The sequence below is a fragment of the Pseudomonas sp. NFR02 genome, assembly GCF_900119375.1.
Classification (GTDB): Bacteria; Pseudomonadota; Gammaproteobacteria; order Pseudomonadales; family Pseudomonadaceae; genus Aquipseudomonas; species Aquipseudomonas paracarnis.
The window spans coordinates 153,027-166,403 of the sequence record NZ_FPJJ01000009.1; the positions used below are offsets into that span (position 1 = coordinate 153,027).

Genomic DNA, 13,377 nt, shown 5'->3' on the forward strand with positions numbered 1-13,377 from the left:
GGACTTGGCTTCGGCTCACAAGGGTCTGGCTGTGGCTTCGGCTCACAGCGGTCTGGACTTGGCCTGGGCTCCTCAGGCTTTGGCTCCTTCGGTTTGGGCTCAGGCTTGGTTTTGGGCTCGTCGAATTGAGGCCGCGGCGCAGGCTTGGGGTCTTTCGGTTCAGGGTTTGGCGTAGGGGTATCGCCGTGTGCCACGACATCACCCGCGTTTATCCGGCCGATGCTTTTTACGAACAGGTCAGCCTTGCCGTTGCCCGTCAGGTCCAAGGCCAGACTTCCCTCATTACTGCCCTCGCTGTAACTCATCACAGCCTGGCCGGGTTGACCCGTTAAGCGATCAACGAATTTAAGCGCACTGAGATTGGCCCTTTTCAAAGCCCCGGAGACGTCAATTGTGTCTGCACCACTTTCAAAATCCAGAATTACATCGGGGTTATCCGGCGTGGAATCATTGGCATGGTCATAGATAAAAGTGTCTGCCCCCCCTCCCCCTGACAACCGGTCTGCTCCACCGCCCCCTTTGAGACGATTGGCGACCTGGTTACCTATGAGAGCGTCATCTCCCTTGCCGCCCACCGCGTTTTCCAGTGTGACGCCCTTGGCTATGGAGACATTACCCTTCAACGCACCGACATCCGAAAAAGACTCGGCATTGAGATTGATTTTCTGAGGCTGTGAATACCCAGAGAAATCCAACGTGTCTTTCCCACCACCATCCCACACACAAAAAACAGGGTTGTCATTTGGCGACTTCAAACTAAGCGCTTCACGGTTCGTATTGGAATTAAACCCATAGGTTGTATCGGTATTGCGCGTATTGGTATTCGGCCCATACAGTTTCTGGACAGCCGAGATGTCATCCATCATCGGCGCAGAAGGGTTCAACAATTTGAAGTCGTGGCCTGGCTGGTTTTTTTCTGAATAGTAACTCATCACCGAACGCGCTCGAGTATCCCCCGCATAGACTGCGTCACGCCCATAGTTACCAAAACCATCATAACGCCCCGGGTGTTCCAGGCCGATTGAATGACCTATTTCATGGATAAGCACTCCGCGAAAATAATGACCCAGTGGAGGGTTCGCCCCCGCATTCGCCGTTCCAATATTTACGAAGGTTCGAGTCATGAACTTATCAGGCAGTGAGGCCACTCCCCCCGGTGTTCCGGGCATTTCACTGATATCAACATGACCGTCTGAATGTTGCGGTTTTTCAGTAAATGTAACGTTAGCGACATCCTGCCAGGATTGCAGTGCCTGCCTGACCTGCTCTGCCTGCTGCGGGGTAAAGCCCTTGGAGACGCGAACGGACAAGGTAATTTTGCCGTCACCATTATTATCATGAACCTTGAAACCGTTGCGGGTGATGTGTTTTCCCGCCTGTTCCGTAGTAAACATCGGCTTTTTACTATTGCGTGTATAGGCCCCGGCAGGGCTTTCTGGGCTGATACTGCTATTAAGAGCTGGTTCCTTGGGTATAACAATATTAGGTGTGGATGGTCCTGGCACTCTCATAAACCAACGTCCTCATAAAAATCAGACTCGAGGCTGTAACATCAGCACGTTCGAGATACCGATTCCCGCCCACCAAGAGCAGCAGTAGTTATCGGCACAGCGTTAAATTCGCACACTCCCCTGCCGTACACCAGCGGTGAAATAATTCAACTCGACACACTCTAAAATTTAAAAACACTTTAATCTTATACTTGAAAACTTCCGAAACTCCAGAACAGATAGCACTTTAACCGCAAACATGATAACTCTTTGTTTTGCATGAACATTAAACCTCACAAACACACTTTACATAATTTTTATTGCAAAGCGTTATTCACAATCAGACAACACGCCAATCGCCCAAAAACCTATACCCGACTGGCAACTTTTAACCCGTCCTACACAACAACCCAATGCACAGACGAATAGCAGAGTTCGTATTGAAAGAAAAAACCTGCAGTGCTCATACAACGGCTTTAGTCTGGCCGAGGACGGTCATTGAATGTACTGCAACAACCGATCCGGCTGACGCTCCAAAACTGAAACATGAAAACACACTGCAATACGGCCAGTGTGTGCCTCAACGGGAGTGTTCGACGGTTGAGCAGAGCCTTGCAGGCGCCCTATGAAGCGACGAAGCAGAACGATCACCGAGCGCTGATAGCCCGCTGCAAAGGACACGGCTGAAGGGAGAAAACGTACGGCAGGCAGGCTTGAACGCGGTGATGCGCGCGTCCAAGCCTGGACAGAGGTAACCGGGAGAGCGGCGCTACGGCACAAAGGTGCAAGCGCAATCGTTGGGTTGCAGGGGCTGGCATTCCCAGGCAATCACCGTCAGGAAAAGCTGCAAGCTCAAGGCGGTGAAAGGTACGCGTGTTGTTGGTCAGACGCTGCGATGGCATGCTCTGGGCTGATCAAGGGACTAGCCAATAGCCACCGGACTCACCGGAATATCGACCGCACCTTATTTACAAACCCCTTGAACGATGAAAAAACTTTCTGGATAAACCTTCTCCCCGGCCGGGGCGCCGGGCCGGGGCTTGGCCTCGGCTCTGGCTGTGGGTCAGGGTCAGGGTCAGGGTCAGGGTCAGGCTTGGGATCAGGCTTGGAGTCAGTCGGCTCCGAAATGGGACTGGGAACGGGACTCGGAACGGGTTCCGACACAGGGACAACAGTGGGCCCAGGCGTCGGTGTGACAGTCGGCGCCTCACCGTTCCAGATCACATCCGTCTGCTTGATCTGGCTTTGGCTGGCGATCATCAGATCCGCCGTGCCGTTCCCCGTTGTATCCACAGCCAACGTGGAACGGCCAGTCTTCGAGTCATGACCGAGCACGGCATCTCCCGCTTTTGTGCCGAATTTATCAACGAAATTCAACGACTTGATCCCTGCCTCCTGGAGAACGCCGGTGAGGTCGATCTTGTCGAGCCCGCTTTGGAAGTCCTGAATAACGTCTGGGTTCTGCGGTGTCGAATCGCCGATGCGGTGATACACAAACGTGTCTGCCCCTGCACCGCCGTGCAACTTATCGGCACCCTTGCCGCCCGTAAGGCGATTGTTGCCCTCGTTTCCCGTCAAGGTATCGTTGCCGGCACCGCCGATGGCATTTTCGACAATGACGCCCTTGGCAATCGATACGTTCCCGCGCAAGCCTCCCACGTCCGAAAACGCCTCAGCCTTGAGGTTGATGGTTTGGTTCTGGGTAAACCCGGAGAAATCGAGCGTATCGTTACCGCCGCCATCCCAGACGGTAAAAATCGGCTTGTCACTCCCCTGCTTGAGGCTGTAGACCTCGCGACCGGCATTGGAATTGAAGCCATAGGTAGTGTCGGTATTGCGGGTCTTCGTATTGGCGCCATAGAGCCGCTGTGCTGCCGCGACATCGTCCATCATCGGTGCCGCCGGGCTGCGGCCGGCAAACTTGTGCCCCGGTTGATGGGTCTCGGCCCAATAGCTCATGACACTGCGTGCCTTGGTGTCCTGTGCATATTCGGCACTGCGCTCGTAGTTGAAGCCTTGGCCATTGTATTCACCTGGATGACTGAGCCCCAGGGTATGCCCCAGTTCATGGATCAACAAACCCAGAAAGTGGCTGCCCATGGTCGGGTTCTGCCCACCCGAAGTGCCTATATTGGCCTGGACTTTTGCATGCTGACCGAACGGAAAGGTTGCCCAGCCTCCCGATCCGCCAGTCCCCTTGATAGTGATCTTGCCATCGGTGTTTGAGCCATTTTCAACAAATTCGATATTGGCGATATCCGCCCAGTATTGAAGGGCTTGCCTGGCTCGCTCTTTCTGCGCCGCATTGAACCCCCCGAAAAAGTTAAACCCCACCACAACTTTTCCATCTCTATTACTGTCCTTAAACTTCGCATTACTGCGCGTAATATGTTTCGCCGCCTGGTCCGTGGTGAAAGATTTTTTATTATTGGCCCAACGAATAACTTGCTTTTCATCAGGTGAAAAATTGGAGTTCAATGTCTCAGGGGGATGCGACTGGAAAGACTGTCTAACTGGGATATGCATGGCATTTTACTACTCTGAACAGTGAAATGAATCGTCCATGTACAGGAGTTATCGATGCCGACTGTTCCGTAGTCAGCCCGATAAAGCTCCCATATTGAAAACGCCTTCACCATCGCTAATTCTTTGCAAGAAAACCCTATAAACACGACCGCAAAAAATCCGCACACAGTTTATTCAGCGCAGCACAGCCGCCCCTTATCAATCACGCTAAAACCCTGATACTACAGACGTAAAAACGCGCAAAGCGTTAATTTAATCGGGTCGACAGTTAAACTTCAAACATTCAGCAACCCACTCAAACACATCAGAAAAAAATAAGCTCAGTGCCAGGGTTTTATCTGAGACCTGGCCTCGTCAAGCACTACATGACGGGGTTGTCCTAACCTACCGGGACTTGGGTCAGGCTCATACGCAATGCCGGTGGTCCAGGCAGCACAGCAAGCGTTCAACGGTGTGCGCCAATGGGCCGGAATTATCCAACACGAATAAACCCGCGCCGTGACCTGCGATCAATTCGGCAGTGAACCGCGCATTGCGCGCCAGGCGTTGCTCGATATCCGCCAACGACTCCCGCCCACGCGCAATCAGACGTTGGCGCAACACCGCTTGGTCCACCGTCAGCAGCAATACCAGCAAGGTCGGATAACGCTCGCGGGTCTGCGCCAGGTGGGCACGGGAGCCGTTGACCAAAACATCGTCGCCGGCGGCCAGCCAATCGTCGATGTCCTTGGAGATGCCGTAGGACAAGCCATTAGCCTGCCAGCTCAAGGCAAATGCACCCTCGGCCTCCATCACCGCAAACTGCTCGGGGCTCACGCCTTGCGCCGCTTCGCCCACCGCCTCCGCTGAACGTGTGATTACCCGCCGCACCAGGCGACACCCACGCTCGACCAGGCGTGGGCGCGCGGCGTCCAGCAGGCTGTCCTTGCCCGACCCCGATGGCCCGATGAGATAGATCAACCTGCCCGCCATCAAAACACCCTCTTCGCTTGTCTCCAGACCTGTACCGGCGCCCCGGTGTCAGCATTCGGCGCGTCAAGCCATCGTCAGGGCTGGAAAGTATTTCCAGCCAACCTGCCCTTGCAGGCCGGCGGCGGCCACATTACCCGAGTGTGACCTACCGCGCACCACGCTCGGCACGTGCACCAGGCTTTCCGGGCTTACTTGAGTGAGTATGTAAATTTGTAACAACGATACAACATGAAACAAATGCTCGATGGTCGCCCCTACTCACAATCTATAGAAAGCTCAGCACGTTCCTACATGGGAATGTTTTTCATCCTACAGCTGACAGTTTAAACAAGGATCTAGAACATAGCGTTCGACGTAATTGTAGTAGGCGCGTGCCGTTCAGGGAGTGTGCATGTGCCGAATGAATTGATGGCCCTGTGTCAGGCATTGCCCCATGCAGCCATTCTCGGCTTCGGCATGGCCTTGGCCCAATCTTCGGTAGACCTGGACATCGTGGCGGAGGTCATGCCGCCGCCCATGCTGGCAGGATTGCTCATTTCCATGGGTAGCCTGGGGGATCGCAAAGGCCATCGCAAACTCCTGCTGATCGGCTCACTGGGGTTTACCCTGGTGTCGGTGATGACCGCTTATTCCAGCACCGCCACGCAGCTGGTCGTGGGACGCGCATGCATGGGGGTTTTCGGGGCGATGTTGATGCCGTCAACGCTGGCGCTGATTCGCTCAGTGTTCGAGGACCGGGAAGAGCGTCGCCTGGCCGTGGCGATCTGGGCAACCACCTTGACCGTCGGTTCTGCGCTTGGGCCGTTGGTCGGCGGCATATTGCTGGAGCTCTTCAGTTGGGGGTCGATTTTTCTCCTGGCCGTACCGGTGCTGGTGCCTCTGTTGATCCTCGGCCTCTGGCTGCTGCCTGAGTCCGAGCCGGACGCGTCGGGGCCGATGGATGTCATCAGCATTGCGCTCTCGATGGTCGCCCTCAGTGCGCTGGTGTACAGCATCAAGCATGTCGCCAGTGAAGGGCCGGACGCCTGGGCACTGGCGGTATTGGCCGTTGCAATCGTGAGCGGCTGGCAATTCGTACGCCGTCAGTTGCGCCTCCCTACCCCCTTGATGGACCTGAGCCTGTTTCGCAACAAGACGTTCAGCGGCTCGGTGACCATTAACCTGATGAGCCTGGCCTTCATGATCGGCTTCGTGTTCTTTGCCACTCAGTTGCTGCAAATCGTCCTGGGCATGTCGCCCTTGAACGCCAGCCTGGCGTTGATACCGGGCCAGCTCATGGCGATTGTGGTGGGGATCCTGATCGTCCCGGTCGCCCAGCGCGTCTCGGTCAATGTCCTGATTCCCATCCTGCTGGCCTTCACCGCCGGCGCGTTTTTGCTGGTGGCCAGCCTCGGTAGCAGTTTGACGGTGATCGTGGTTGCGTTTGCCTTGTTGAACATTGGCGTCGGCGCCCTTGCTACCGTCTCTAACGACGTGATCCTGTCGGCCGCCCCAGCCAACAAAGCCGGCGCCGCGTCAGCCATCAGCGAGACGGCCTATGAAGTCGGCGTAGTACTCGGCACCACCGTGCTCGGTGGCCTGGTAACGGCGTACTACCGTGGCACGCTGCACCTACCGGACTTCTTGAGCCCTATGCAAATGCACCTGGCAAGCGAAACCTTGGCAGGCGCCCACGCAATCTCGGCCACCCTGGCGCACGACCAGGCCAGTGAAGTCATGGGCAACGCTATACAGGCATTTGTAGGAGGGACTCAACTGATGGCCTGGGCCACCTTCAGCTTGGCGGTGCTGGCCATTGTCATCGCCAGGCGCATATTGAAAGCCCAGGAGACTGCGCCGGTGTGAAGTGGGTGCGGGCGGACGAACCAAGTACATCTTGAGTGCGGGGGGTAACCCGACAGGACGCCGGGTTAGATCCAACATCCCGATCGACTGTCAGGCCGCCTTCGCGAGCAAGCCCGCTCCCACACTTGGATTGCGGGGCGTCAGGTAGATAGGTATCGGCTGGCAGGCCGTCATCGCAGGCAAGCCAGCTCCCACAATTGGTCAGGTGTCGGCTGTCAGGCAAGCTGCCGCCCACCTATAGGGCGATGCGAGGGAGCTTGCTCCCGTGACGGCTTGACAGCCGACGCTGGGCCAACTGAAGCGCTGCGATCCAAATGTGGGAGCTGGCTTGCCTGCGAAGGCGGCTTGGCAGCCGACCAATATGTTGGATCCAGACCGAGTACATATCCGTTATTGAGGTAACAGCCACTTAGGGTTCCGCCCAACGGCGGCTACAATCTACAAAGTTGTGTAGATACCTATAGTCATCGCAGGCAAGCCCGCTCCCACAGTGGAGAGCATTTCAAATCGGAAATAAAAAAGGCGACCTGAACACGGTCGCCTTTTGTCATTGCGCGTACTGCTTGCTTAGCCCCGGCGGCACGCCCTGCACGTTGGTTTCTTCCCATGGCCCGTTGGGGCTGATGGACCGGCTCCAGCCGTTGCTCCACCGGTAGTAGGTGCGCTGGCGGTAGAAGGTGTCAGGCTGGTCATCCAGCACGTACACCTGCATCTTGCCGTCCCAGTGGCTGGCGGCGCCCGGCGGTGGGGCGAAGGTCGGCGATTTGCTTGGCAGAGGCTTGGGCGGCGGCGTCACCGGGCCAGATGGTTTGGTGCTCGGCTGGGTCGAGGGGCCAGACGGTGGAATAGTCGGGCCGGTCGGCGCCGCAGGTGGGCGGTGGACCGCACAGGCGCTCAGGCCCAGTACCAGGCTGAGCAGGGTGATGCGTGCAAATGCGGTCATGGGTGTGTCCTCAGAATTACTGGTCCGGAGTGTCGATAGTCAATTGCTGCAGCGCAGTGGTGCTGCTGGCCAACGGTTGGCTGCGGCCGATCCATTCGCCAGCGGTCGGTTGGCCGGCCCGGGATATGCGCGCAACCAGTTGGACTTCGGGGAAGTTGGACAGTTTCAACTGCGGCATCATCGCGTCGGCATCGCCCAGTTCGACGGTGACCGGCAATGCGTCGACGGTTACACGCTTGGCCGCCAAGGGCGCCGGGGGGCCGTTTACGGCACGGGCGAAGATGAACACGCTGTCGCCTGGCAGGGCCTTGGCTTTCACCTCGGCAGATACGTCCACCCGCACGGTCAGCAGCGCCTTGGGCGCCTGAGCCAGGCTGCCACCGCTCTCCTTGAGCTTCTCTGCTGCGCGGTCAATTCCGCCTTGCAAGGCGACACGGGAATTGTCCTCTGGCGGCAGTTGCGCGAGCAGGCGGTTCCAGTAGTCGATGGCTTCCTGATAACGCTGGCCCTCAAAGGCAGCGATACCCAACAGGCCAAGGCTGGTGACTTCCTTGGGGTCGAGCTTCAAGGCTTCGTCGGTCAGCGCCTGAACCTGAGGCGACCATTGTTTGTTGTCGGCAAAGTACTGCGCCTGGGCCCATTGGCCGAGCAGTTCCGGTTGGCGCCCGGCCAACGCAACCGTACGTTCAAAGACTTTGGCGGCATCGGCGGCACGGTCCTGGGCCATATAGGCGCGCCCAAGGAAGTACAAACCTTCTGCCGAATCCGGTTGTGCGGCGGCGGCGCGTTCCAGGCGGCGGGTCATGTCGGCCATGGACACCGGCGGTTGGGAAAACTCACGGGTCAGTTCAACCTTGTCGCTCGCCCCATAATGCAGGTACAGCGCCACGCCCAGCACAGGCACCAGAAACGCCGCCAAAAACGGCAGCGGTTTGCCTAACCGCGATTCGCGGGGTTTTTCCACACCTTCGGTGTCGGCCAGCAACTCGCGGGCCGCTTCGGCGCGGCCGGTGTCGAGTTGCGCGGTATTCAACACACCTTCGTCCTGCTGCGCTTGCAGCTCGGCGACGCGTTCCTGGTACAGCGCCACGTTCAACGCGGTGCGATCCTCTTCACGCTGGGCACGACGGCCACGCAACACAGGGATCAACAGGAAACTCAGGGCAATCAGTAGCAGCAAACCGGCTGCGAGCCAGAAATCAATCATCAGTCTTGGTGTCCAGCAATTGGTCGAGGCGTTTACGCTCTTCAGGGGACAGCGCATCGGCGCCATCAATCGGTGCGACACGGCGCCGACGCACGATCACGGCCATCACCACCACGCCGGCCAGCAGCAGCCCGGCCGGGCCAAACCACAGCAGCGCGGTCTTGCCGGTGAGTGCCGGTTTGTAGCGTACGAAATCACCGTAGCGGTCGACCATGAAGTCGATGATCTGCTGGTCGTCCTTGCCCTCCCCCAGCATGCGGAAAATCTCTCTGCGCAGGTCGGTGGCGATCGGGGCGTTGGAGTCGGCGATGTCCTGGTTCTGGCATTTGGGGCAGCGCAGTTCCTTGGTCAGGTCGCGGAAACGCTCGCGCTCGGCGTCGTTGGCAAATTCGTAGGTGTCGATGGCGGCGTGGGCCACGCCGGCCAGGCCCAGGGTTAAAACGGCAGCGGTCAACCAACGCTTCATGGCTTGGCCTCATCGACCAGGGCCTGGTACTTGGCGGCCAGTTGCTCGCGCCACACCGTTTCGTCGATCACGCCGACGAACTTGTCACGAATCACACCCTTGGCATCGATGAAGAAGGTTTCCGGCGCGCCGTACACGCCCAGGTTCAACCCCAGGTTGCCGTCTTCGTCGCGGATATCCAGCTGGTACGGGTTATGAAATTCCGCCAACCACTTCACGGCCGCCGCATTGTCGTCCTTGTAGTTGATGCCGTAGATCACCACGCCCTTCTCGGCCAGCTTGTTCAGCACCGGGTGTTCGACGCGGCAAGAGATGCACCAGGTGGCCCACACGTTGACCAGCGCCGGCTTGCCCTGCAAATCTGCCTGGGTCAGGGTCTTGTCACCCTGCACCGTTGGCAGGTTGAAGGCGGGGAACGGCTTGCCGATCATCGCCGAAGGCAGCTCGGCCGGGTCCAGGTACAACCCGCGATACAGGAACACCGCCACCAGCAGGAACATCGCCAGCGGCACAACCATCAACCAACGCTTCATACCGCAGCTCCCGAAAGGCCAAGCGCTTCACGCACCCGGCTCTTGACCTTGACCCGATAGCGCCGGTCCAGCGCTGCGAGCAACCCGCCGAACCCGGTGAGCAACCCGCCGAACCAGATCCAGCGCACGAACGGTTTGACATGCACGCGCACGGCCCAGGCGCCATCGCCCAGAGGTTCACCGAGGGCCACATACAGGTCACGGGTGAAACCTGCGTCAATGCCAGCCTCGGTCATCATCGAACTTTGCACGGTGTACAGGCGTTTCTCCGGGTGCAGCACGGCGATTTCCTTGCCCTTGCGCACCACGCGCACCGTGCCTTTGTCGGAGGTGAAGTTCGGCCCTTCAAAGTGCTTGGCACCTTCGAAGATGAAGTGGTAACCGGCCAGGTCCATGGACTCGCCCGGCGCCAGGCGCAGGTCGCGCTCGGCGCTGTTCTGGCTGGACAGCACCACCCCAAGGGCGCACACCGCAATACCAATGTGGGCGATCTGCATGCCCCAATAGCTGCGGGTCAGAGTGGGCAGGCCTTTGATCAGGCCTTTGTGGCGCGTCTTGTCGACGATGTCCCGCGCCCCCGCCAGCAACACCCAGGCCGCCAGCAGGAAGGTGGCGAGTACCGCCCAATTGAAGTCGCCGTAGGCAAACCCGGCGATCACCGCCAGGGCCACGCTGCCGAGCAGCACCGGCATCAGCATGCCCGCCAGCCATTTCACCGGGGTGTCTTTCCAGCGCACCAGCACGCCGACCGCCATCACTACCATCAACAGGCCCATCAACGGGATGAACAACGCATTGAAGTACGGCGGCCCCACGGACAGCTTGGCGCCGCTCAAGGCATCCAGTACCAGCGGGTAGAGGGTGCCGAGCAGGATCATCGATGCAGCCACCACCAGTACCAGGTTATTGCCCAGCAACAGGGTCTCCCGCGACCACAGGTTGAAACCGACGTGGCTCTTGACCACCGGAGCACGCAGGGCGAACAGGGTCAGGGAACCGCCGACCACAAACAGCAGGAAGATCAGGATGAACACGCCGCGCTCAGGGTCTGAGGCAAACGCATGCACCGAGGTCAGCACGCCCGAGCGCACCAGGAAAGTGCCGAGCAGGCTGAGGGAAAACGCCGCGATGGCGAGCAGTACCGTCCAGCTCTTGAACACGCCACGCTTTTCGGTGACGGCCAGGGAGTGAATCAGCGCGGTACCCACCAGCCACGGCATGAAGGAGGCGTTTTCCACTGGGTCCCAGAACCACCAGCCGCCCCAGCCGAGTTCGTAATAGGCCCACCACGAGCCCAGGGTGATACCGATACCGAGGAAGGCCCAGGCGACGATGGTCCATGGCCGTGACCAGCGCGCCCAGGCGGCGTCGAGACGCCCGCCGAGCAGGGCGGCGATGGCGAACGCGAAGGCCACAGAAAAGCCCACATAGCCCATGTAGAGCATCGGCGGGTGCACGATCAGGCCGATATCCTGCAGCAACGGGTTGAGGTCGTGACCGTCCACCGGGATCTGCGGCAGGATGCGGGTGAACGGGTTGGAGGTCATGATCAAAAACAGCAGGAAGCCGATGCTGATCATGCCCATCACCGCCAGCACCCGCGCCAGCATCACTTGCGGCAATTGGCGCGACAACACCGATACAGCGAAGGTCCAGCCGCCGAGGATCAAGGCCCACAACAGCAATGAACCTTCGTGGGCGCCCCACACGGCGCTGAACTTGTAGTACCAGGGCAAAGCGCTGTTGGAATTGTTGGCGACGTAGGCGACGGAAAAATCGTCGGTCATGAAGGCGTAGGTCAGGCAACCAAAGGCGAACAGCAAGAAGGCAAACTGGCCCCAGGCGGCAGGCTGCGCCAGGCTCATCCACAGGCGGTCGCCGCGCCAGGCACCGAGCAAGGGCACCACGGCCTGGACCACGGCAAAGCACAGCGCGAGGATCATCGCCAACTGGCCCAGCTCCGGAATAAACAGTGCGGACGTCATGGCTCAGCCCTCCTTGACTGGGGTGGCGGGCGCGGTTTGGCCGCTGTCTTTCAAGGCTTTGGTGACCTCGGGCGGCATGTATTTTTCATCGTGCTTGGCCAGCACTTCGTCAGCCACCACCACGCCGTCGGCGTTGAGCTTGCCCAGGGCGACAATGCCCTGGCCTTCACGGAACAGGTCCGGGAGGATGCCGCGATAGGTGATGGTCACGGCCTTGTTGAAATCGGTGACCACGAAGGTCACGTCCAACGAATCGCCGGAACGCTTCAACGAGCCCTGCTCCACCATGCCGCCAGCGCGGATGCGCGTATCGACCGGTGCCTCGCCATTGGCGATCTGGGTGGGCGTGTAGAACAGGTTGATGTTCTGCTGCAGGGCGCTCAGGGCCAGGGTCACGGCAATGCCGACGCCGGCCAGGATGGCAAGGATGATCAACAGACGCTTTCTACGCAGCGGATTCACTTTTCGGTCTCCCGGCGCAGACGTCGCGCCTCTTGTTGCAGGTAACGCTTGCGGGCCAGGATCGGCGCGGCGACGTTGAGGGCCAGCACCGCCAGGCAGATGCCATAGGCCGTCCAGACATACAGGCCGTGGTGGCCCATGGCGAGAAAATCACTGAAAGAAGCAAAACTCATCCACGTGCTCCCAGGCAGCTTTGCACTTCGGCCTTTACCCAACTGGTACGGGCTTCACGCTTGAGCACTTCAAGGCGCATGCGCAGCAGCAGTACGGCGCCGAAGAAACAGTAGAAACCCAGCACCATCAGCAGCAACGGCGCCCACATTTCCACGGGCATCGCCGGTTTCTCGGTGAGGGTGAAGGTGGCGCCCTGGTGCAGGGTGTTCCACCACTCCACCGAGTACTTGATGATCGGGATGTTGATCACGCCGACAATCGCCAGCACCGCGCAGGCCTTGGCGGCGCTGTCACGGTTGCTGATGGCGTTGCCCAGGGCAATCAGGCCGAAATACAGGAACAGCAGGATCAGCATCGAGGTCAGGCGCGCATCCCACACCCACCATGAGCCCCAGGTCGGCTTGCCCCAGATCGCACCGGTCACCAGCGCCACGGCGGTCATCCACGCACCGATGGGCGCGGCGCATTGCAGGGCTACATCGGCCAGCTTCATCTTCCATACCAGGCCGACGATGCCGCACACCGCCAGCATCACGTAGCAGGACTGGGCCAGCATCGCGGCAGGCACGTGGATATAGATGATGCGAAAGCTGTTGCCTTGCTGATAGTCCGGCGGCGCAAAGGCCAGGCCCCAGACCAGGCCGATGCCGATCAGCAGGATGGCTGCGATACTTAACCACGGCAGCAGCTTGCCGCTGATGCCATAAAACCATTTGGGCGAGCCGAGCTTGTGAAACAAGGTCCAGTTCATTGCTGTTTCCATCACGGTGCTTT

12 protein-coding genes are annotated in these 13,377 nt (G+C 59.0%); 1 reads left to right on the top strand and 11 read right to left on the bottom strand.

Going from position 1 to position 13,377, the window contains the following annotated elements:
• The 3 genes from BT199_RS24015 to phnN all read right to left on the bottom strand — a co-directional run.
• The coding region (locus BT199_RS24015; RefSeq protein ID WP_256576031.1) for a M10 family metallopeptidase C-terminal domain-containing protein at nt 1-1,511 on the bottom strand (1,511 nt) is incomplete at its 3' end.
• Nucleotides 1,512-2,432: 921 nt separating this feature from the next.
• Nucleotides 2,433-4,016, bottom strand: a complete 1,584-nt coding sequence (locus tag BT199_RS24020; RefSeq protein ID WP_072435580.1) for a M57 family metalloprotease — start codon at nt 4,014-4,016, stop codon at nt 2,433-2,435.
• 405 nt (nt 4,017-4,421) lie between these two features.
• Nucleotides 4,422-4,988, bottom strand: a complete 567-nt coding sequence (gene phnN / locus BT199_RS24025) for a phosphonate metabolism protein/1,5-bisphosphokinase (PRPP-forming) PhnN (RefSeq protein WP_072435581.1) — start codon at nt 4,986-4,988, stop codon at nt 4,422-4,424.
• Between the two features lie 393 nt (nt 4,989-5,381).
• Here phnN and BT199_RS24030 point away from each other — a divergent pair, with 393 nt between their 5' ends.
• Complete coding sequence (locus BT199_RS24030) at nt 5,382-6,833, top strand: MFS transporter (protein WP_072435582.1); 1,452 nt, start codon at nt 5,382-5,384, stop codon at nt 6,831-6,833.
• Nucleotides 6,834-7,380: 547 nt separating this feature from the next.
• Here the strand turns inward: BT199_RS24030 and BT199_RS24035 are convergent.
• Genes BT199_RS24035 through BT199_RS24070 form a run of 8 tightly spaced genes read right to left on the bottom strand, consistent with a single transcriptional unit; the run spans nt 7,381 to nt 13,354 of the window.
• Entirely contained in the window at nt 7,381-7,776 is a 396-nt protein-coding gene (locus BT199_RS24035; protein WP_005786516.1) for a hypothetical protein, read from the bottom strand.
• Nucleotides 7,777-7,792: 16 nt separating this feature from the next.
• Nucleotides 7,793-8,983 carry a c-type cytochrome biogenesis protein CcmI gene (gene ccmI, locus BT199_RS24040; RefSeq protein ID WP_019820372.1) on the bottom strand — a complete coding sequence of 397 codons (1,191 nt, stop codon included), beginning with the start codon at nt 8,981-8,983 and terminating at the stop codon, nt 7,793-7,795.
• Nucleotides 8,976-9,449, bottom strand: a complete 474-nt coding sequence (locus tag BT199_RS24045; RefSeq protein ID WP_014717706.1) for a cytochrome c-type biogenesis protein — start codon at nt 9,447-9,449, stop codon at nt 8,976-8,978. The genes ccmI and BT199_RS24045 overlap by 8 nt, the downstream gene beginning before the upstream one ends.
• On the bottom strand, nt 9,446-9,982 hold the full coding sequence (locus BT199_RS24050; protein ID WP_014717705.1) for a DsbE family thiol:disulfide interchange protein: 537 nt from the start codon (nt 9,980-9,982) through the stop codon (nt 9,446-9,448). The genes BT199_RS24045 and BT199_RS24050 overlap by 4 nt, the downstream gene beginning before the upstream one ends.
• Nucleotides 9,979-11,967 carry a heme lyase CcmF/NrfE family subunit gene (locus BT199_RS24055; protein WP_072435583.1) on the bottom strand — a complete coding sequence of 663 codons (1,989 nt, stop codon included), beginning with the start codon at nt 11,965-11,967 and terminating at the stop codon, nt 9,979-9,981. Before BT199_RS24055 ends, BT199_RS24050 begins: the two co-directional genes overlap by 4 nt.
• 3 nt (nt 11,968-11,970) lie before the next feature.
• Nucleotides 11,971-12,429: a cytochrome c maturation protein CcmE gene (gene ccmE, locus BT199_RS24060; RefSeq protein ID WP_014717703.1), complete on the bottom strand. Its 459-nt coding sequence runs from the start codon at nt 12,427-12,429 to the stop codon at nt 11,971-11,973.
• Nucleotides 12,426-12,602: a heme exporter protein CcmD gene (gene ccmD / locus BT199_RS24065; protein ID WP_003172771.1), complete on the bottom strand. Its 177-nt coding sequence runs from the start codon at nt 12,600-12,602 to the stop codon at nt 12,426-12,428. The genes ccmE and ccmD overlap by 4 nt, the downstream gene beginning before the upstream one ends.
• Nucleotides 12,599-13,354 (bottom strand): heme ABC transporter permease, encoded by a 756-nt coding sequence (locus BT199_RS24070; RefSeq protein ID WP_072435584.1) that lies wholly within the window; start codon nt 13,352-13,354, stop codon nt 12,599-12,601. The genes ccmD and BT199_RS24070 overlap by 4 nt, the downstream gene beginning before the upstream one ends.
• Nucleotides 13,355-13,377 lie beyond the last annotated feature (23 nt).

Bases quoted from the DNA above. Each gene is read 5' to 3' on its own strand.
- BT199_RS24020 (WP_072435580.1), bottom strand. From the start codon at position 4,016: ATGCATATCCCAGTTAGACAGTCTTTCCAGTCGCATCCCCCTGAGACA.
- phnN (WP_072435581.1), bottom strand. From the start codon at position 4,988: ATGGCGGGCAGGTTGATCTATCTCATCGGGCCATCGGGGTCGGGCAAG.
- BT199_RS24035 (WP_005786516.1), bottom strand. From the start codon at position 7,776: ATGACCGCATTTGCACGCATCACCCTGCTCAGCCTGGTACTGGGCCTG.
- ccmI (WP_019820372.1), bottom strand. From the start codon at position 8,983: ATGATTGATTTCTGGCTCGCAGCCGGTTTGCTGCTACTGATTGCCCTG.
- BT199_RS24045 (WP_014717706.1), bottom strand. From the start codon at position 9,449: ATGAAGCGTTGGTTGACCGCTGCCGTTTTAACCCTGGGCCTGGCCGGC.
- BT199_RS24050 (WP_014717705.1), bottom strand. From the start codon at position 9,982: ATGAAGCGTTGGTTGATGGTTGTGCCGCTGGCGATGTTCCTGCTGGTG.
- BT199_RS24055 (WP_072435583.1), bottom strand. From the start codon at position 11,967: ATGACGTCCGCACTGTTTATTCCGGAGCTGGGCCAGTTGGCGATGATC.
- ccmD (WP_003172771.1), bottom strand. From the start codon at position 12,602: ATGAGTTTTGCTTCTTTCAGTGATTTTCTCGCCATGGGCCACCACGGC.
- BT199_RS24070 (WP_072435584.1), bottom strand. From the start codon at position 13,354: ATGAACTGGACCTTGTTTCACAAGCTCGGCTCGCCCAAATGGTTTTAT.